The 19,949-nt window shown below is 58.4% G+C and carries 15 protein-coding genes and 2 pseudogenes; 12 read left to right on the top strand and 5 right to left on the bottom strand.

Annotated elements, in window-relative coordinates; all coding sequences use genetic code 11:
• Nucleotides 1-48 precede the first annotated feature (48 nt).
• The 6 genes from LRS40_RS14780 to baeR are packed head-to-tail and all read left to right on the top strand — an operon-like array spanning nucleotide 49 to nucleotide 11,021.
• The gene (locus tag LRS40_RS14780; RefSeq protein WP_231311910.1) at nucleotides 49-1,281 is read left to right on the top strand and encodes an MdtA/MuxA family multidrug efflux RND transporter periplasmic adaptor subunit; all 1,233 of its coding nucleotides are present in this window, start codon (nucleotides 49-51) and stop codon (nucleotides 1,279-1,281) included.
• Nucleotides 1,281-4,406 carry an MdtB/MuxB family multidrug efflux RND transporter permease subunit gene (locus tag LRS40_RS14775; RefSeq protein WP_231311909.1) on the top strand — a complete coding sequence of 1,042 codons (3,126 nt, stop codon included), beginning with the start codon at nucleotides 1,281-1,283 and terminating at the stop codon, nucleotides 4,404-4,406. Before LRS40_RS14780 ends, LRS40_RS14775 begins: the two co-directional genes overlap by 1 nt.
• The gene (gene mdtC / locus LRS40_RS14770; RefSeq protein WP_231311908.1) at nucleotides 4,407-7,484 is read left to right on the top strand and encodes a multidrug efflux RND transporter permease subunit MdtC; all 3,078 of its coding nucleotides are present in this window, start codon (nucleotides 4,407-4,409) and stop codon (nucleotides 7,482-7,484) included. It abuts the gene before it with no gap.
• The gene (locus tag LRS40_RS14765; RefSeq protein ID WP_156264215.1) at nucleotides 7,484-8,899 is read left to right on the top strand and encodes an MFS transporter; all 1,416 of its coding nucleotides are present in this window, start codon (nucleotides 7,484-7,486) and stop codon (nucleotides 8,897-8,899) included. Before mdtC ends, LRS40_RS14765 begins: the two co-directional genes overlap by 1 nt.
• A complete protein-coding gene (gene baeS, locus LRS40_RS14760; RefSeq protein WP_231311907.1) occupies nucleotides 8,896-10,299 on the top strand; it encodes a two-component system sensor histidine kinase BaeS in 1,404 nt (467 codons plus the stop codon). Before LRS40_RS14765 ends, baeS begins: the two co-directional genes overlap by 4 nt.
• Nucleotides 10,296-11,021 carry a two-component system response regulator BaeR gene (gene baeR / locus LRS40_RS14755; RefSeq protein WP_142486400.1) on the top strand — a complete coding sequence of 242 codons (726 nt, stop codon included), beginning with the start codon at nucleotides 10,296-10,298 and terminating at the stop codon, nucleotides 11,019-11,021. The genes baeS and baeR overlap by 4 nt, the downstream gene beginning before the upstream one ends.
• Before the next feature lie 35 nt (nucleotides 11,022-11,056).
• Here the strand turns inward: baeR and LRS40_RS14750 are convergent, their stop codons facing one another.
• Nucleotides 11,057-11,800 (bottom strand): MerR family transcriptional regulator, encoded by a 744-nt coding sequence (locus LRS40_RS14750; RefSeq protein WP_156264217.1) that lies wholly within the window; start codon nucleotides 11,798-11,800, stop codon nucleotides 11,057-11,059.
• Nucleotides 11,801-11,914: 114 nt separating this feature from the next.
• A complete protein-coding gene (locus LRS40_RS14745; RefSeq protein ID WP_142486403.1) occupies nucleotides 11,915-13,135 on the bottom strand; it encodes a diguanylate phosphodiesterase in 1,221 nt (406 codons plus the stop codon).
• A gap of 305 nt (nucleotides 13,136-13,440) precedes the next feature.
• On the opposite strand from LRS40_RS14745, the gene ycgZ reads away from it, so the two are divergent.
• The 6 genes from ycgZ to yegS all read left to right on the top strand — a co-directional run bounded on the left by ycgZ (nucleotide 13,441) and on the right by yegS (nucleotide 17,716).
• Entirely contained in the window at nucleotides 13,441-13,680 is a 240-nt protein-coding gene (gene ycgZ, locus LRS40_RS14740) for a regulatory protein YcgZ (RefSeq protein ID WP_142486404.1), read from the top strand.
• A gap of 139 nt (nucleotides 13,681-13,819) precedes the next feature.
• Entirely contained in the window at nucleotides 13,820-14,134 is a 315-nt protein-coding gene (locus LRS40_RS14735; protein WP_142486406.1) for a hypothetical protein, read from the top strand.
• Between the two features lie 39 nt (nucleotides 14,135-14,173).
• The gene (locus LRS40_RS14730; protein ID WP_185902374.1) at nucleotides 14,174-14,452 is read left to right on the top strand and encodes a biofilm development regulator YmgB/AriR family protein; all 279 of its coding nucleotides are present in this window, start codon (nucleotides 14,174-14,176) and stop codon (nucleotides 14,450-14,452) included.
• Nucleotides 14,453-14,624: 172 nt separating this feature from the next.
• A complete protein-coding gene (yegQ, locus tag LRS40_RS14725; RefSeq protein ID WP_231311906.1) occupies nucleotides 14,625-15,986 on the top strand; it encodes a tRNA 5-hydroxyuridine modification protein YegQ in 1,362 nt (453 codons plus the stop codon).
• A 364-nt stretch (nucleotides 15,987-16,350) separates the two neighbouring features.
• Nucleotides 16,351-16,689 (top strand): anti-adapter protein iraM, encoded by a 339-nt coding sequence (locus LRS40_RS14720; RefSeq protein WP_142486408.1) that lies wholly within the window; start codon nucleotides 16,351-16,353, stop codon nucleotides 16,687-16,689.
• A 127-nt stretch (nucleotides 16,690-16,816) separates the two neighbouring features.
• On the top strand, nucleotides 16,817-17,716 hold the full coding sequence (gene yegS, locus LRS40_RS14715; RefSeq protein ID WP_142486409.1) for a lipid kinase YegS: 900 nt from the start codon (nucleotides 16,817-16,819) through the stop codon (nucleotides 17,714-17,716).
• An 87-nt stretch (nucleotides 17,717-17,803) separates the two neighbouring features.
• Here yegS and LRS40_RS14710 read toward each other — a convergent pair whose 3' ends face one another.
• From LRS40_RS14710 to LRS40_RS14700, 3 genes and pseudogenes are all read right to left on the bottom strand, one after another.
• Nucleotides 17,804-18,577 carry an ABC transporter ATP-binding protein gene (locus LRS40_RS14710; protein WP_231311905.1) on the bottom strand — a complete coding sequence of 258 codons (774 nt, stop codon included), beginning with the start codon at nucleotides 18,575-18,577 and terminating at the stop codon, nucleotides 17,804-17,806.
• A gap of 9 nt (nucleotides 18,578-18,586) precedes the next feature.
• Nucleotides 18,587-18,781: pseudogene (locus LRS40_RS14705) on the bottom strand (ABC transporter ATP-binding protein); the annotation flags it as partial.
• Between the two features lie 9 nt (nucleotides 18,782-18,790).
• A pseudogene (locus LRS40_RS14700) lies at nucleotides 18,791-19,931 on the bottom strand (ISAs1 family transposase).
• Nucleotides 19,932-19,949: the final 18 nt, after the last annotated feature.

Raw genomic sequence — 19,949 nt, 5'->3', positions numbered from 1 at the left:
TAAACTAGTATTATTTTCCGCACAGTTTCAGGATGAGTACGTATAACGATGAAAGGCCGCAATAAATCCCGCTGGGTAATCGCCGCTGGCATCATTGTGGTGGCCCTTGCCGCCGCGTGGTACTGGCATCAACACTCTTCGGCCCCTGCCGGTGCGACCAGCCAGGCGCAGCGCCCGGCGGGCGGTGGACGCCACGGGATGCGTGGCGGTGCGCTGGCGCCGGTGCAGGCCGCGACCGCGGTCAGCAAATCCGTGCCGCGCTACCTCTCCGGGCTTGGCACCATTACCGCCGCCAATACCGTGACCGTGCGCAGCCGCGTCGACGGGCAGCTGATCGCCCTGCACTTCCAGGAAGGGCAACAGGTGAAAGCCGGCGATCTGCTGGCGGAAGTCGATCCCAGCCAGTTCAAAGTGGCGCTGGCTCAGGCCCAGGGCCAGCTGGCGAAAGACACCGCCACCCTCGCCAATGCCCGCCGCGATCTGGCCCGTTATCAACAGCTGGTGAAAACCAATCTCGTCTCCCGCCAGGAGCTTGATGCCCAGCAGGCGCTGGTCAGCGAAAGCATGGGGACCATTAAAGCCGATCAGGCCGCTGTTGCCAGCGCGCAACTCCAGCTCGACTGGAGCCGCATCACCGCCCCTATCGACGGGCGCGTCGGCTTGAAGCAGGTGGATATCGGTAATCAGATCTCCAGCGGAGATACCACCGGGATCGTGGTGCTGACTCAGACCCACCCTATCGATCTGGTGTTTACCCTGCCGGAGAGCGATATCGCTACCGTGATCCAGGCGCAGAAAGCGGGTCAGAGCTTAACCGTGGAAGCCTGGGACCGGGCCAACAAGCAGAAGCTGAGCGACGGCACCCTGCTGAGCCTCGACAACCAGATCGACACCACCACCGGCACCATCAAGCTGAAAGCGCGTTTTAACAATCAGGACGATGCCCTGTTCCCTAACCAGTTCGTTAACGCCCGGATGCTGGTTGCCACCGAAGAGAACGCGGTGGTGATCCCGACCGCGGCATTGCAGATGGGTAACGAAGGCAACTTTGTCTGGGTGCTGAATAGCGACAACAAAGTCAGCAAGCACCTGGTGAAACCGGGGATTCAGGACAGCCAGAGCGTGGTGATTGCCGCCGGATTATCGGCAGGCGACCGCGTGGTAACCGACGGCATCGACCGTCTGACCGAAGGGGCGAAAGTGGAAGTGGTGGAAGCCCACGCCGACACCCCTGCCGGGCCTGCAAAACGCGAACATAAAAAACAGGGAGAGAACGCCTGATGCAGGTGATGCCCCCGAGCTCTACAGGCGGGCCGTCACGTCTGTTTATCCTGCGCCCTGTCGCCACCACCCTGTTGATGGTGGCGATCCTGCTGGCGGGGATCATCGGCTACCGCTTCCTGCCGGTCTCCGCTCTGCCGGAAGTGGATTACCCCACCATTCAGGTGGTCACGCTCTACCCCGGCGCCAGCCCGGATGTAGTGACCTCGGCCATTACCGCCCCGCTGGAGCGCCAGTTTGGGCAGATGTCGGGCCTGAAGCAGATGTCCTCCCAGAGTTCCGGCGGCGCGTCGGTGGTGACGTTGCAGTTCCAGCTCAGCCTGTCGCTGGACGTCGCCGAGCAGGAGGTGCAGGCCGCGATCAACGCCGCCACCAACCTGCTGCCCTCCGACCTGCCTAACCCGCCGGTCTACAGCAAGGTCAACCCGGCGGATCCGCCGATCATGACCCTCGCCGTCACCTCCTCCGCCATGCCGATGACCCAGGTCGAAGACATGGTGGAAACCCGCGTGGCGCAGAAGATCTCTCAGGTCTCCGGCGTCGGGCTGGTGACCCTGTCCGGCGGCCAGCGCCCGGCGGTTCGCGTGAAGCTGAACGCCCAGGCGATCGCCTCCCTCGGGCTGACCAGCGAAACCATCCGCACCGCCATCAGCAACGCCAACGTCAACTCTGCGAAAGGCTCGCTCGATGGCCCGACCCGGGCAGTGACGCTTTCCGCCAACGACCAGATGCAGTCTGCCGACGAATATCGTCAGCTGATTGTCGCGTATCAGAACGGAGCGGCGATCCGCTTAGGGGATGTCGCCACCGTCGAACAAGGGGCTGAAAATAGCTGGCTCGGCGCATGGGCCAACAAGCAGCAGGCGATCGTGATGAACGTTCAGCGCCAGCCGGGGGCGAACATCATCGATACCGCCGACAGCATTCGCACCATGCTGCCAACGCTTATCGACAGCCTGCCGAAATCGGTCAGCGTCAAGGTGCTGTCGGATCGCACCACCAACATTCGCGCCTCGGTTAGCGACACCCAGTTTGAACTGATGCTGGCCATCGCGCTGGTGGTGATGATCATCTACCTGTTCCTGCGCAACGTTCCGGCGACCATTATTCCCGCCGTGGCGGTCCCCCTGTCGCTGGTCGGCACCTTCGCGGTGATGGTGTTCCTCGACTTCTCGATCAACAACCTGACGTTGATGGCCCTGACCATCGCCACCGGCTTTGTGGTGGATGACGCCATCGTGGTGATCGAGAACATCTCCCGCTATATCGAGAAAGGGGAAAAGCCGCTGGCGGCGGCGCTGAAAGGGGCCGGCGAGATCGGCTTCACCATCATCTCCCTCACCTTCTCGTTAATTGCGGTGCTGATCCCGCTGCTGTTTATGGGCGATATCGTCGGGCGACTATTCCGCGAGTTTGCGGTGACCCTAGCGGTGGCGATTTTAATCTCGGCGGTGGTGTCGCTCACCCTGACGCCGATGATGTGCGCCCGCATGCTGAGCCATGAGTCCCTGCGCAAGCAGAACCGCTTCTCCCGCGCCTCGGAACGTATGTTCGAGCGCATTATTGCCGCCTACGGCCGCATGCTGACGAAAGTGCTGAACCACCCGTGGGCCATCCTCGGCGTGGCGCTGGGCACCCTGGCCGTGAGCGTGCTGCTGTGGGTGATGATCCCGAAAGGCTTCTTCCCTGTTCAGGATAACGGCATTATTCAGGGCACATTGCAGGCCCCGCAGTCGGTGTCGTTTGCCAGCATGGCCCAGCGCCAGCAGGCGGTCTCGGAAGCGATCATGAAAGATCCGGCGGTGGAGAGCCTGACGTCGTTTGTCGGCGTCGATGGCACCAACCCGTCGCTGAACAGCGCCCGCCTGCAGATCAACCTCAAGCCGCTGGACGATCGTGACGATCGGGTCAACACGGTGATCGAACGATTGCAGAGCGCGGTGGCGAAAGTGCCGGGCGTGGCGCTCTATCTGCAGCCGACTCAGGACCTGACCATCGACACTACGGTGAGCCGCACCCAGTATCAGTTCACTCTGCAGGCCACCAGCCTCGACGCCCTCAGCACCTGGGTGCCGCAGCTGGTGGATGAGCTACAGCAGCTGCCGCAGCTCTCCGACGTCAGCAGCGACTGGCAGGACAAAGGGCTGGCGGCGTACATCAACGTCGACCGCGACAGCGCCAGCCGTCTGGGGATCTCCATGGCGGATGTGGATAATGCGCTGTACAACGCCTTCGGTCAGCGCCTGATCTCCACCATCTACACCCAGGCCAACCAGTACCGGGTAGTGCTCGAGCACGACACCCGGCAGACGCCAGGCCTGGCGGCACTGGATTCGGTACGCCTGACCAGCAAAGACGGCGGGGTTGTGCCCCTGAGCGCGATTGCCAAAGTGGAGGAGCGCTATACGCCGCTGGCGGTGAACCATTTGGATCAGTTCCCATCCACCACCATCTCGTTTAACGTCCCGGATGATTACTCGCTGGGCGAAGCGGTGCAGGCAATTACCGACGCGGAGAAAAACCTCAGCTTCCCGACCGACATCCAGACTAAATTCCAGGGCAGTACCCTGGCATTCCAGGCGGCGCTCGGGAGTACCATCTGGCTGATCGTGGCCGCGGTGGTGGCGATGTACATCGTGCTGGGGGTGCTGTACGAGAGCTTTATCCATCCGATCACCATTCTCTCAACCCTGCCGACCGCGGGCGTGGGGGCCCTGCTGGCCCTGATGCTGGCGGGCAGCGAGCTGGACGTGATTGCGATTATCGGCATCATCCTGCTGATCGGTATCGTCAAGAAGAACGCCATCATGATGATCGACTTTGCTCTCGCCGCCGAGCGCGAGCAGGGCATGCCGCCGCGGGAGGCGATCTATCAGGCCTGCCTGCTGCGTTTCCGTCCGATCCTGATGACTACCCTGGCCGCGCTGCTCGGCGCCCTGCCGCTGATGCTCAGCACCGGGGTCGGGGCAGAGCTGCGTCGTCCGTTAGGCATCGGTATGGTCGGCGGTCTGCTGGTGAGCCAGGTGTTAACCCTCTTCACCACCCCGGTGATCTATCTGCTGTTTGACCGCCTGGCCTTGTGGAGCAAAAGCCGCTTCCCGAAACGTGAAGAAGAGGAGGCGTAAGTGAAGTTTTTTGCCCTCTTCATTTACCGCCCGGTGGCGACGATTTTAATTTCGCTCGCCATCACCCTCTGCGGCGTGCTCGGCTTCCGGCTGCTGCCGGTGGCCCCGCTGCCGCAGGTGGATTTCCCGGTGATTATGGTCAGCGCCTCACTCCCCGGGGCCTCGCCGGAGACCATGGCCTCATCGGTGGCGACGCCGCTGGAGCGCTCCCTGGGACGCATTGCCGGGGTCAACGAGATGACCTCCAGCAGCTCCCTCGGCAGCACGCGCATCATTCTGGAATTCAAGTTTAACCGCGACATCAACGGCGCGGCGCGGGACGTGCAGGCGGCGATCAACGCCGCGCAAAGCCTGCTCCCGAGCGGGATGCCGAGCCGGCCGACCTATCGCAAGGCCAACCCGTCCGATGCGCCGATCATGATCCTGACGCTCACCTCGGAAACCTACTCCCAGGGGCAGCTGTACGACTTCGCCTCCACCCAGCTGGCGCAAACCATCGCCCAGATCGACGGCGTGGGCGATGTCGACGTCGGCGGCAGCTCCCTGCCCGCGGTGCGCGTGGGGCTCAACCCGCAGGCGCTGTTTAACCAGGGCGTGTCGCTGGACGACGTGCGCAGCGCCATCAGCAACGCCAACGTGCGTAAACCCCAGGGGTCGGTGGAGGACGGCAGCCACCGCTGGCAGATCCAGACCAACGACGAGCTGAAAACCGCGGCGGAATATCAGCCCTTAATCATCCACTACAACAACGGCGCGGCGGTGCGCTTAAGCGACGTGGCGAGCGTCACCGACTCGGTGCAGGACGTGCGTAACGCCGGGATGACCAACGCCAAACCGGCCATTTTGCTGATGATCCGCAAGCTGCCGGAAGCCAACATTATTGAGACGGTGAACAGCATCCGCGCCCGGCTGCCGGAGCTGCAGGAGACTATTCCGGCGGCCATTGACCTGCAGATCGCCCAGGACCGCTCCCCCACCATTCGCGCCTCGCTGGAGGAGGTGGAGCAGTCGCTGATTATCTCGGTGGCGCTGGTGATCCTGGTGGTGTTCCTGTTCCTGCGCTCCGGGCGCGCGACGCTGATCCCGGCGGTGGCGGTCCCGGTGTCGCTGATCGGCACCTTCGCCGCCATGTACCTGTGCGGCTTTAGCCTCAACAACCTGTCGCTGATGGCCCTGACCATCGCCACCGGCTTTGTGGTGGATGACGCCATCGTGGTGCTGGAGAACATCTCCCGCCACCTCGAAGCGGGGATGAAACCGCTCCAGGCGGCGTTGCAGGGCAGCCGGGAGGTGGGCTTTACGGTGCTCTCCATGAGCCTGTCGCTGGTGGCGGTGTTCCTGCCGCTGCTGCTGATGGACGGTCTGCCGGGGCGTCTGCTCAGAGAGTTCGCCGTCACCCTGTCGGTGGCGATCGGCATTTCGCTGCTCGTATCCTTAACCCTGACCCCGATGATGTGCGGCTGGATGCTCAAGCGCAGCCCGCCCCAGTCGCAGCCGCGCAAGAAAGGCTTTGGCCGGATGCTGATGGCGCTGCAGGCGGGCTACGGCAAATCGCTCAAATGGGTGCTGAACCACACCCGGATCGTCGGCCTGGTGCTGGTCGGTACCATTGCGCTTAACGTCTGGATGTACATCACCATCCCGAAAACCTTCTTCCCGGAGCAGGACACCGGGGTGCTGATGGGCGGCATTCAGGCCGACCAGAGCATCTCCTTCCAGGCGATGCGCGGCAAGCTGCAGGACTTCATGAAGATCATCCGCGAAGATCCGGCGGTGGATAACGTCACCGGCTTTACCGGTGGGTCGCGGGTCAACAGCGGGATGATGTTTATCACTCTCAAAGCCCGCGACGAGCGTAACGAAACCGCCCAGCAGGTGATCGACCGCCTGAGGGTGAAGCTCGCCAAAGAGCCCGGGGCGAACATGTTCCTGGTGGCGGTGCAGGATATCCGCGTCGGCGGGCGTCAGTCGAACGCCAGCTACCAGTATACCCTGCTGTCGGACGATCTCGCGGCCCTCAGGGAGTGGGAGCCGAAGATCCGCAAGGCGCTGGCGGCCCTGCCGGAGCTGGCGGACGTTAACTCCGACCAGCAGGACAACGGCGCCGAGATGGCCCTGACCTACGACCGCGAAACCATGTCCCAGCTGGGCATCGATGTCAACGCCGCCAACAGCCTGCTGAACAACGCCTTCGGCCAGCGGCAGATCTCGACCATCTATCAGCCGATGAACCAGTACAAGGTGGTGATGGAGGTCGATCCGCGCTATACCCAGGACATCAGCGCCCTGGATAAGATGTTTGTGATTAATAGCGACGGCAAGGCGATCCCGCTCTCCTACTTCGCCAGCTGGCAGCCCGCTAACGCGCCGCTGTCGGTCAATCACCAGGGGCTGTCGGCGGCGTCGACCGTGTCGTATAACCTGCCGACCGGCAAATCACTCTCGGAAGCCAGCGAGGCCATCACCCGCGCCATGACCCAGCTCGGGGTGCCGTCAACGGTGCGCGGCAGCTTCGCCGGCACCGCCCAGGTGTTCCAGGAGACCATGAACTCGCAGATGATCCTGATTCTGGCGGCGATCGCCACGGTCTATATCGTTCTCGGCGTGCTGTACGAGAGCTACGTCCATCCGCTGACCATCCTCTCCACCCTGCCCTCGGCGGGCGTGGGGGCGTTGCTGGCGCTGGAGCTGTTTGGCGCCCCGTTCAGCCTGATTGCGCTGATTGGCATTATGCTGTTAATCGGGATCGTGAAGAAAAACGCCATCATGATGGTCGACTTTGCGCTGGAGGCACAGCGCAACGGCAACATGACTCCGCAGGAGGCGATCTTCCAGGCCTGCCTGCTGCGTTTTCGCCCGATCATGATGACTACCCTGGCGGCGCTGTTTGGCGCGCTGCCGCTGGTAATCTCCAGCGGTGATGGCGCAGAGCTGCGTCAGCCCCTGGGGATCACCATTGTCGGCGGGCTGGTGATGAGCCAGCTGCTGACCCTGTACACCACCCCGGTGGTCTATCTGTTCTTTGATCGCTTACGGGTGCGTTTTTCACGTAAACAGAAAGAGACGGTAACCGGCTAATGACTGATCTCCCCGGCAACGTTCGCTGGCAGCTATGGATTGTCGCCTTTGGCTTTTTTATGCAGGCCCTGGATACGACCATCGTTAACACCGCCCTCCCCTCAATGGCGCAGAGCCTGGGGGAGAGCCCGCTGCATATGCATATGGTGATCGTCGCCTATGTGCTGACGGTGGCGGTAATGCTGCCCGCCAGCGGCTGGCTGGCGGACAAGGTCGGGGTGCGCAATATCTTCTTTACCGCCATCGTGCTGTTTACCGCCGGGTCGCTGTTCTGCGCCCGGGCGGAAACGCTGAACGAGCTGGTGATGTCCCGGGTGTTGCAGGGCGTCGGCGGGGCGATGATGGTCCCGGTCGGCAGGCTGACGGTGATGAAGATCGTTCCGCGTGAGCAGTACATGGCGGCAATGACCTTCGTCACCCTGCCCGGCCAGGTGGGGCCGCTGCTCGGCCCGGCCCTTGGCGGGATGCTGGTGGAGTATGCTTCCTGGCACTGGATCTTCCTGATCAACCTGCCGGTGGGCATTATCGGGGCGATAGCCACCCTCTGGCTGATGCCAAACTACAAAATGCAGACCCGGCGTTTCGATCTGGTGGGGTTCTTCCTGCTGGCGGCAGGGATGGCGACCCTGACGTTAGCCCTTGACGGTCAAAAGGGGCTGGGGATCTCCACCCTGTCGCTGGCCGGGCTGGTCGCCATCGGGGTGATTTCCATTCTCTGGTATCTGTGGCATGCCCGGGATAACGATCGCGCCCTGTTCAGCCTGAGCCTGTTTCGCAATACCACTTACCGGCTGGGGCTGCTCGGCAGCTTTGTCGGACGCATCGGCAGCGGGATGCTGCCGTTTATGACCCCGGTATTTTTACAGATTGGCCTCGGCTTCTCGCCGTTCCACGCCGGGCTAATGATGATCCCGATGGTGCTCGGCAGCATGGGGATGAAGCGCATTGTGGTCCAGGTGGTGAACGCTCTCGGCTATCGCCGGGTGCTGGTGGCCTCAACCCTCGGGCTGGCGCTGGTGAGCCTGCTGTTTATGGGCGTCGCGCTGCTCGGCTGGTACTACGTCCTGCCGCTGGTGCTGTTCTGCCAGGGGATGATTAACTCCATCCGCTTCTCCTCCATGAACACCCTGACCCTGAAGGATCTGCCCGACGAGCAGGCGAGCAGCGGCAACAGCCTGCTGTCGATGATCATGCAGCTGTCGATGAGCGTCGGCGTCACCATTGCCGGGCTGCTGCTGGGCATGTACGGCCAGCATCACCTGACGGCGGACAGCCCCGTTGTCCATCAGGTGTTCCTCTACACCTACCTGAGCATGGCGGTGATTATCGCCCTGCCGGCCTTTGTTTTCGCCCGGGTCCCGGATGATACCAGCAAGAATGTCGTCATCAGGCGGCGCAAAAGGAGTGAACCATGAAGTTCTGGCGGCCCGGCATTACCGGTAAGCTGTTTCTGGCCATCTTTGCTACCTGCATCGTACTGCTGATCACTATGCACTGGGCGGTGCGGGTCAGCTTTGAGCGCGGCTTTATCGACTACATCAAACACGGTAATGAGCAGCGTTTACAGGGCTTAAGCGATGCCCTGGCCGAGCAGTACGCCCTGCACGGCAACTGGCGTTTTTTACGCAATAATGACCGCTTTATTTTCCAGATCCTGCGCTCGCTGGAGCACGACACCGACGACGATCGCCCCGGCCCCGGCATGCCGCCCCACGGCTGGCGTACCCAGTTCTGGGTGATCGACCAGGATATGCGGGTGCTGGTCGGCCCGCGCGCCCCGGTGCCGCCGGACGGCACGAAGCGCGCCATCACCGTGAATGGCGCTGCCGTCGGCTGGGTGATCGCCTCCCCGGTAGAACGCTTGACGCGCAATACCGACATCAACTTCGACCGGCAGCAGCGCCAGACCAGCTGGCTGATTGTCGCCCTCTCAACCCTGCTGGCGGCGCTGGCGACCTTCCCGCTGGCGCGCGGCCTGCTGGCCCCGGTCAAACGGTTGGTGGACGGCACCCATCAGCTGGCGGCGGGCAATTTCTCCACCCGGGTGGATACCTGCAGCGAGGACGAGCTGGGCAAGCTGGCGCAGGACTTTAACCAGCTCGCCAGCACCCTGGAGAAAAATCAGCAGATGCGCCGGGATTTTATGGCCGATATCTCCCACGAGCTGCGCACCCCGCTGGCGGTGCTGCGCGGCGAGCTGGAGGCGATCCAGGACGGCGTGCGCAAATTCACCCCTGAATCCGTCACCTCACTGCAGGCGGAAGTGGGCACCCTCACCAAGCTGGTGGAGGACCTGCATCAGCTGTCGATGTCCGACGAGGGGGCGCTAGCCTATCAGAAAGCGCCTGTCGATGTGATTAATATTCTGGAAGTCGCCAGCGGCGCCTTCCGCGAACGCTTTGCCAGCCGCGACCTGCGCATCGAGCTGTCGCTGCCGGAGAACGCGGTGGTGTTTGGCGATCGCGACCGGCTGATGCAGCTCTTCAACAACCTGCTGGAAAACTGCCTGCGCTATACCGACGCGGGCGGCGCGCTGCGTATTTCCGGCAAATGCGAAGATCACCGCTTTGCGCTAACCTTTGCCGACACTGCGCCCGGTGTCTCTGACGAACAGCTCAGCAAGCTGTTTGAACGTTTTTATCGCACCGAAGGCTCACGCAACCGTGCCAGCGGCGGATCCGGCCTGGGGCTGGCAATCTGCGTGAATATCGTCGAGGCCCACGGGGGAACCCTCCGCGCCGCCCATTCGCCTTTTGGCGGGGTTAGCATTACAGTAGAGCTACCGCTGGAACGCGATTTATCGAGAGAAGCATGACTGAGTTACCCATTGACGAAAACACACCCCGCATCCTGATCGTGGAGGATGAGCCTAAGCTTGGGCAGTTATTAATCGACTATCTGCGGGCGGCGAGTTATGCCCCGTCGCTAATCAGCCACGGCGATCGGGTCCTGCCCTACGTGCGCCAGACCCCGCCGGATCTGATCCTACTGGACCTGATGCTGCCCGGCACCGACGGCCTGACCCTGTGCCGCGAGATCCGCCGCTTCTCCGAAGTGCCGATTGTGATGGTGACCGCTAAAATCGAAGAGATCGACCGCCTGCTGGGGCTGGAGATCGGTGCTGATGATTACATCTGCAAGCCCTACAGCCCGCGCGAAGTGGTGGCCCGGGTGAAAACCATTCTGCGTCGCTGCAAGCCGCAGCGCGAGCTGCAGGCGCTGGATGCCGAAAGTCCGTTAATCATCGACGAAAGCCGTTTCCAGGCCAGCTGGCGCAGCAAGCTGCTGGACCTGACCCCCGCCGAGTTCCGCCTGCTGAAAACCCTGTCGCACGAGCCGGGCAAGGTCTTCTCCCGCGAGCAGCTGCTGAACCATCTGTATGATGACTACCGGGTGGTGACCGACCGTACTATCGACAGCCATATCAAAAACCTGCGTCGCAAGCTGGAATCCCTCGACGCGGATCAGTCGTTTATTCGTGCGGTATACGGTGTGGGTTATCGCTGGGAAGCGGATGCGTGCCGGATCGGCGCGTGACAGGTGAAAAGTGACCCGCTACGGCGGGTAATCTTTCAGGCAGCTTCGGCTGCCCCGTGGGCGGTAATGCTATAACCCTGCTTTTGCCAGTGCTCCAGCTGCAGGCGCTGTTGCGGCGATAACGTTTGCCCGGCCCAGACGAGGATATGCTGTCCGGGGAAGAACTCCGGATGGGGTAACTCCAGTGGTTCAGCGAACACGTTAATACGCCAGCCACGCTGCGAAAGACGCCACGCCTCCAGCCAGAGGCGGGTACGGTCCTCAACGCTCCAGCCAATCAGCAATGCATCCCTGCCCGCTTTGGCGCGTGATTCGCTCAGGCTGGTGACCGCCTGCTCAATCAGAATACCGTCCAGCATGCTGCACATTATGCCCGCGGTATTTTGATCGAGGCTGAGGGTTTCCCGGACAGGAATAAATACCTGGTCGATCAGCGCATCCACAGGATGATGCTGGCAAAACGTCACGATCTGGGCACGGCATTTTCCCGGACTGACCTGACGCAACGTGCCCATCATCTCATCTTGCAGCGTGCCCCAGTCCCCCGGCTCGGGGGCTTTGTCCTGATCGAGCAGGGCTTTAACCTTACCGACAGGCACGCCACGTTCAATCCAGCGCTTGATCTCCTCAATGCGCAGGATGTCGTCGTCGTCAAATTGTCGATGCCCGCCTTCACTGCGCTGCGGCTTGAGCAGACCATACCGGCGCTGCCATGCGCGTAGTGTGACGGGGTTGATACCGCAGCGTTCTGCCACGTCGCCAATACTGTAAAAGGCCATCAATTCCCCATGCCTGACCGATATATTCTGTAAACAAAGTAACGAATCTCATCGGGCTGTACAACCCGTTATATTGTACAACAGAATTGTATCACTGCCTGGGGTGTATCACTTTCAGAAGGTATCGCGCGGCTCAGGCCAGCAAACTGGCGGGACCCCGGCCAGTTCAGGGTGGGCAAACAGGTGTCCCTGGAAGTGAGAAACGCCGGCCGATTCGAGCCACATCCACTCCTCGGGCTGCTCAATACCCACCGCCGAGATCAGAATTTCCAAAGCTGTACAACATTTGATGATAGCCAGCACGATAGCCTGACGCGGGCCGCTCTTGTGTACGTCGCGGATCAGGTCGCGGTTGATCTTAATCCGGTCTGGCTGGAACTGTGCCAGCAGCAGTAGCCCGGCAAACCCACCGCCGAAGTGGTCAATCGCCACGCCGATGCCCGCCGCCTTCAACTCACGCACCGCGCCGGTAAACTCATCGAGACGGGAGATAACTTCGTTCTCCGTAAACTCCACGACGATCTGCTCGGCCACCAGCCCATGGGCCTCTATCTCCTGAATCAGATAGCTCACCGCATTGGGCACCTTGACCAGGGTCATCGGGAGCAGGTTAACAGAGAGGCTCTGATCCCCCAGCCCCAGCGCGCTGGCCATTGCAAAGGCAACGCTCTTACTTTTGAGGTCGGCTTCGTAGAGTTCATCTCCCACCAGCCCCTCGAACCAGTGGCGGGACTCCTCCCCTTCCGCAGTGCGGATCAGGGCTTCCAGTGAGACAATTTCCCGTGCCAGCGGATCGATAATCGGCTGAAAGGCGAAGCTGCACACCTCGCTGTAGCGCTGCTTCAGGGAGCGAACGCTGGGGGCGTCGGTATCGGCAATAAACTCCCAGTGATCCCCTGACGGCAGCTCAAAATAGTTCTCTTTTTCACTCTCCTCGACGAAGGTTCTGAAGAACTGCAGTGCCCTGTCGTTATAGGTAAGCTGGTACCTGGTCGTGCCTTTATCCAGCACGCTTTGCAGTACCTCATGCCGAATATATTTGCGTAAATCAAAGAGTTCCATACCGCACTTGCCGAAACGCCGCGCAGGGGAGTAATCACACAGCAGTTCCACTACGTTGTGGTGGCGCGGGTCTTCACATATCGCGCGGTAAATGGCTCTTACGTTCTCCTCAGGCCCTTCGAGCAGCTGAAAAAAGAGCTTGCCGTTAAACAGAAGAATGCCGCTGACCCCGGCTTCGCTGTTCTTTTTGTTTGCTGCAACAACCATGTCTTCCAGCACAGTAACCGGCACGTGGTCACGAAAGTGACTACGGTAAATGATGGTAGTGAGCATAGGGTTTCCAATAGAGGAGGTGAATGAAAGTCCACAGTATCAGATGGTTGGCGCTACGTCTTGTTAACCGACCCGGGGGCTATCGCGCCCTTTTTCTGTTTCGGGAGTAATGGCGAAAATCGCCGAAAATGTACAATATTTCTTTTCTTTTTTACCAAATTTTTTACAGTTAACACATTGATAATTATAAGTTAGCACATAATGATCAAAATATATTTGTTAAGTTGTACAATTAGTATGTACAGTATTTACCAGTTAACAAGACATTAACCATTTTTTAGCTATGCAAATTTCAGGAGTGACATATGCGCGAGAACGGGTTTGCACCGAATACAGCCAATGCCATTGCCCAATATTTTAATAAAGCAAACCAGCCTTCCCAGCAGGAGACGCTGGGACAAATTGTGGTGGAGATCCTTCGGGAAGGAAAAATCCTCAACCGAAAAGCCATCTGCACCCGACTGCTTTACCGGATGGAACAGGCATCGGATCGGGAAGAGGAGAGCCGTTACCAAACGCTGATTGGCCTGCTGTTCGATCGTTAAGAGACGTACGCCCACAGCCGCTAATTGAATTGTTTTCAAGTCAGTTTTTTCTTCAGGCCAGGTTTTTTATACTGTCGCTACAGACTGACTTAATGCCGCGATTCCCCCTGCAGGTGGACGTGGCAACAGAGACGTAGTTATGAACAGAAGTGACCATGAACGACTTACTGATGAACTTATTGGCGAAGCCACCCTTTCTCTGCTTAAGGAAAACGGCCCTATCAGCATGAAGCTCTTGCTGCAGAGGCTGCAACAGATGTTATCGGCAGAGCGAGACGGCCAGCGTCGGAATGTGCTTTCCCAAATCATTCTGGAAATTTCCAGCGACGGCAAGGGTGGCTCCCGGCGCGAACCTAAAAGTGAACAGCAGGATTGGGACACGGATGGTCGAAACAACAGTAATGTGTATCCCCTGTTTGGCAATAGCCAGCAAGCCAACAGCAAAAAACACTAGCTGTAACATTAATTTATTAACTAAACCGGTGTGACACCTATGAGCCAGGCTATGCTCCAGAAATCAGACTTTTATGAAGAACTGCCAAACGACGCGTTGTCTAACTATTTTCGCAGCGCCGGCGGTTTGTTAGCCGAAGAGTGGGCGTTGCTGGAATCTGTCATGAGCGCAATTCTGGATGCGAAGGAACCGCTGACCAACAAAGCGATTATTTTACGATTGATCCAGCAGATTGAGTCCACGCGCGACGTCGTCAAAGCCGATATCATCCGTAAAACGCTGGAAATTATTGTCGATCATACCCAGGACGATCTCTAATCGCCCCGGTGAATGAAACGCCGACGGTACTGTCCTGCCGTCGGCGTTTTGTTATCTGAAGGATTTACCTCCCTGCCCCGCAGCGTTACAATGCCCGCCCTTAAAGTATGGGATCTCCTCCCGGCGCCCACCTGGTGTGCGCATCTGACCTGTCATCAGAACGAGAACAATCATGTTTAAACCGGAACTCCTCTCCCCGGCGGGAACGCTGAAAAATATGCGTTACGCCTTCGCCTATGGCGCCGATGCCGTCTATGCGGGCCAGCCGCGTTACTCGCTGCGCGTGCGTAATAACGAATTCAACCACGAGAATCTGCAGCTCGGCATCAACGAAGCCCACGCGCAGGGGAAAAAATTCTACGTGGTGGTCAACATCGCGCCGCATAACGCCAAGCTGAAAACCTTTATCCGCGACCTGAAACCGGTGGTGGAGATGGGGCCGGATGCGCTGATTATGTCGGATCCGGGTTTAATCATGCTGGTGCGGGAGAACTTCCCGGAGATGGACATTCACCTCTCGGTGCAGGCCAATGCCGTTAACTGGGCAACGGTGAAATTCTGGCAGCAGATGGGGCTGACCCGTGTGATTTTATCCCGCGAGCTGTCGCTGGAAGAGATCGAAGAGATCCGCAGCCAGGTGCCGGAAATGGAGCTGGAGATTTTCGTCCACGGCGCGCTGTGCATGGCCTACTCCGGCCGCTGCCTGCTCTCTGGCTACATCAACAAGCGTGACCCGAATCAGGGCACCTGCACCAACGCCTGCCGCTGGGAATATAAGGTCCAGGAAGGTAAGCAGGATGAGGTGGGCAACATCGTGCATAAACACGAGCCTATTCCGGTGCAGACCATTGAGCCGACGCTGGGCATCGGTGCGCCGACCGACAGCGTGTTTATGATTGAAGAGGCCCAGCGTCCGGGCGAGTACATGACCGCGTTCGAAGACGAGCACGGTACCTACATCATGAACTCCAAAGATCTGCGCGCCATCGCCCACGTTGAGCGCCTGACCCAGATGGGCGTGCACTCCCTGAAGATTGAAGGCCGCACCAAATCCTATTACTACTGCGCACGTACCGCCCAGGTCTATCGCAAGGCGATCGACGACGCGGCTGCGGGTAAACCGTTCGACCCGACCCTGCTGGAAACGCTGGAAGGGCTGGCGCACCGCGGCTATACCGAAGGCTTCCTGCGTCGTCATACTCATGACGATTACCAGAACTACGACTACGGTCACTCGCTTTCCGAGCGCCAGCAGTTTGTCGGTGAGTTCACCGGCGAGCGCAAGGGTCCTCTTGCGGCGGTAGCGGTGAAAAACAAATTCCTCGTGGGCAACAGCCTGGAGTTGATGACCCCGCAGGGCAACGTCAATTTCACCCTCGAACATATGGAGAATGGTAAAGGGGAAGCGGTATCGGTCGCGCCGGGAGACGGACATACCGTCTGGCTGCCGGTGCCGGAAGATATCTCGCTGGACTATGCCCTGCTGATGCGTAACTTCATCGGGGAAAATACCCGTAATCCTCACGCCGGTTAAGATTAAGGGTTATTTTTGGTATGAGATGATTCTTAGAATCCGATCACATACCGCTGCGTTTGATACGGGTATTATCTATGACGCTGAAAAACATAACCCATAAATGCTAGCTGTACCAGGAACCACCTCCTTAGCCTGTGTAATCTCCCTTACGCAGGCTAATTTTTTTGCCTGAAATTCCTCTCATCCCCCTTTCACTCTCTGCTGTCGCAATACAACCATTAGCGTCCCTAACGTAAATTTTTCTTTATTTACAACGAGAAGTAACTGAAATCATCAATTTATTAAAGGTAGGGTATTCATAGACATCCAGAATGCTATTCTTCTTATGAATGAAATTTCACTTAAGGAGAAGGAGAAATCTATGTACTGGGTGGTTGAAAACAGGATGGTGTGCCCTCGTACCGGAACAATATTCATTCACGTTCTGACTGTTAAAAATCTTAGATTGATAATCTGGTATAAAGGCGATTACTTTATCAGCACCGGCTCGGTTCTTATTACCAGTCCCTTCGGCATTGCCGTTGATGGCACACTCAGAAAGCTACACATCCTGCGAACCTTTCCTTATAACGCCACCTTTTGGTCATCATTTGTCGCAAATTCGGGATGCCCCGGTAACGATGGCACCCTGGTGACCCGCTGCAAACATCACCCCGACTGTGTTTTCGCGTTATGCCCGTATGGCGCCATTGCATCATAAAAGTTACGGTCCGAGTGGCGCACGTTTCGGCTCGCCACTCATTTATTTTTTTCCTTTCATCCTCTTCTTACCCGCTTTTTCCCGCGCTGCGATACACTTTTGAAAGATCAGCACAGGAGCAATGTGGATGACGACCTATCCGGCAAGTTTATTAATTCTGAACGGCAAAGGAACAGGCAACGATCTGTTGCGCGAGGCCGTGACGCTTCTTCGTGAAGAAGGGGTGGTGATCCATGTCCGCGTGACATGGGAGAAAGGTGATGCAGCCCGTTATATTCAGGAAGCCTGCGACCTCGGGGTGGAGACCGTCATTGCGGGTGGCGGCGACGGCACCATAAATGAAGTGGCGACAGCGCTGATTGACCTGCCAGAGGCGCAGCGTCCGGCGCTGGGCATTCTGCCGCTGGGCACCGCCAACGATTTTGCTACCAGCGCCGGGATCCCGGAGGCGCTCGATAAAGCCCTGCAGCTGGCAATCGCCGGTAAAGCCACGGCGGTGGATATCGCCCGGGTGAACAATGAAACCTGCTTTATCAATATGGCAACGGGCGGGTTTGGCACCCGTATTACCAGCGAAACCCCGGAAAAATTGAAAGCCGCGCTGGGCGGCGTTTCGTACCTGATCCACGGTCTGGCACGCATGGATTTGCTCAAACCCGACACCTGTGAAATTCGCGGCGAGAACTTTCGCTGGCAGGGTGATGCGCTGGTGATCGGTATTGGCAATGGCCGTCAGGCGGGCGGTGGGCAGCAGCTCTGTCCGGATGCGCTGATTAACGACGGGCAACTACAGCTGCGAATTTTTTCTGCCAATGAACTGCTCCCGGCCCTGCTGACCACCCTGACTAAACCGGAGGAGAGCCCGAACGTGATTGACGGACAGTCCGCCTGGTTCGAGGTCGTCGCTCCGCACGGGATGACCTTTAACCTGGACGGCGAGCCGCTGAGTGGCGACCATTTCCGCATCGCCCTGTTACCGGGCGCGATCCGGTGCCGGCTACCGCCGGATTGTCCCCTTCTGCGCTGAGTTTTGCCCGGCGGCGCTGCGCTTGCGCGGGCCTACGGGTTTCGTAGGCCGGGTAAGGCGAAGCCGCCACCCGGCAAACAAACCGCACTAATACACCGCCACCTCCCTGGCCATCTCATGGGAGTACTGCTGGCTGGCGTTGACCAGCATCCGGGTGTAATCGGTTTGCGCCTGCCCCGCCACCAGATCATCTACCGTCAGCGTTTCAAGGATTTTCCCGTACTGCATCACCGCCACCTTCTGGCACAGATGGGCGATCACGCCCAAATCGTGGGTCACCATCAGGTAGGTGAGCTTCGACTCGCGCTGCAGTTCCGCCAGCAGGTTTAAAATCTCCGCCTGCACCGAGACATCCAGCGCCGAGGTGGGTTCGTCGAGCAGCAGCACCTGCGGCTCAAGGATCAGCGCCCGGGCAATCGCCACGCGCTGGCGCTGGCCGCCTGAAAGCTGATGGGGATAGCGATCGCGGAAGGCACGGTTGAGGCCGACTTTATCCAGCAGGGCATAAATACGGCGATCCCGGTCGTTGATGCCGTGGATTTGCAGCGGCTCTTCCAGAATATCGCCGATGGTATGCCGCGGGTGCAGCGAACCGTAGGGATCCTGAAACACCATCTGTACCAGCCGACAGCGCTGGGGGCTGATGCGCCGCTCCAGCGGCTGGCCGTTGATCGCCAGCGCCCCGTCCCAGTGGGTGAACAGCCCGGCCAGGCACTTCAGCACCGTGGTTTTGCCCGAGCCCGACTCCCCCACCAGGCCGTAAATCTCCCCCGGCTGGACGTTAATATTGACGTCATACAGAACCTGGCTGCGTTTCTCGCCTTCGCCGAATGCCAGATTCAGGTTTTTTACCTCGATCATCTTCGCTCCTTATTCGGTCAGCCAGCTGGCCTGGCGCTGCAACACCGGCAGCACCGGACGGCGGTGGTTCATCTCCGGCAGGGCATTGATCAGCCCCTGCGTATAGGGATGTTTTGCGTTGTGCAGGTCACAGGCGGCAATCGACTCCACCACCCGCCCGGCGTACATCACCAGTACCCGGTCGCAGAAGCTGCGCACCAGGTCACGGAAAAATCATGAACATTCCCGTAAATAAAGGCTTCCCAGAACCTTCAAAAGGTACTCCGGATCCATCGCGCACATCGCTCTTTTGTGTTTAATACTCGCTTTTAGTGTCGTTTCACTTTTTAGCATGTTTAAACACATCTGTCTGATCCTTGCGAAATTCTCTGCTCGTTCTTCCGCTCGTTTACGGCAAGCATCTTCACCAAATGCAGTATCCAACATCCAATGCATCGACTCGACTAACCAGTGCGAGCGTGAAGCATTTAACAATTCTTTAGCACTGAGCGCTTTCGAACTAATATAATATCGCACCGTTACTTCTGACTCTTGGGCCACTGCTGATTCTTGTCTAATCGATACCACAATTCCCATCGTTTTTAGCCCTGGCCAATCAAACTCAAGATCGCCCAAAACACTTAAATCTTCATTCACTAAAGCCAGTCGTGTTTCCTGTCTGCCTCGCGATTTTTCTTGGGTACTGTAAGAATCACCATCATGTTTTTGCAGCATGCTCATATCAAAATAGTTATCAAAAGCTTGCTCAAGTCGGCCTTGATTTCCTTTCACGGCCAGCAAGTAATCAGCGTTTTTTTCAAGGATCTTTTGCGCGATTTTCTTTTGGCATCCCATCGCATCAATTGTGACTAAACAACCCGATATATCAAGCAGTTGAAGCAACTCAGGGATAGCGGTTATCTCATTGGACTTCTCGTAAACTTTATGTTGTCCAAGGCACACGCCATTCTCTGTCGCAAAACGCATTAACCATATGGATAGCACCAAGCCCACGGGAATCATCATAAGAGCCACGCACGGTTTTACCGTCTATGGCGATCACTTCACCGTCCGTCAGTTCACAGCAGGATTTCATCCATTCGATAAAACACTTTTGTAAGCGTGTCGCGCTAATCATTCCCATCACTCTTGCAATGGTAATGGCAGAGGGAACACCATGACTAAAATCACCAAAGCGTTTGAGAAAATCTAACCATCTAGTGCCGTAAAGATGGATAGCTTTCCAGTCATCTTGACCGGAAAGCACCGCGCAAATTGTTAACAAAATGATATCAGTTAACTTGTGCTCGACTTTACCTTGTTGGCGATAATCTGGGATGGCATCGAAATGCATAAATGGGTGCTGGTTACTCATCGTTGGACCTCCAATTTG

The sequence above is a fragment of the Leclercia sp. G3L genome, assembly GCF_021117075.1.
In the GTDB taxonomy this organism is placed as follows: Bacteria; Pseudomonadota; Gammaproteobacteria; order Enterobacterales; family Enterobacteriaceae; genus Enterobacter; species Enterobacter adecarboxylatus_C.
The sequence above is the reverse complement of the archived record's forward strand: the minus strand, read 5'-3'. Positions and strand labels throughout refer to the sequence as shown.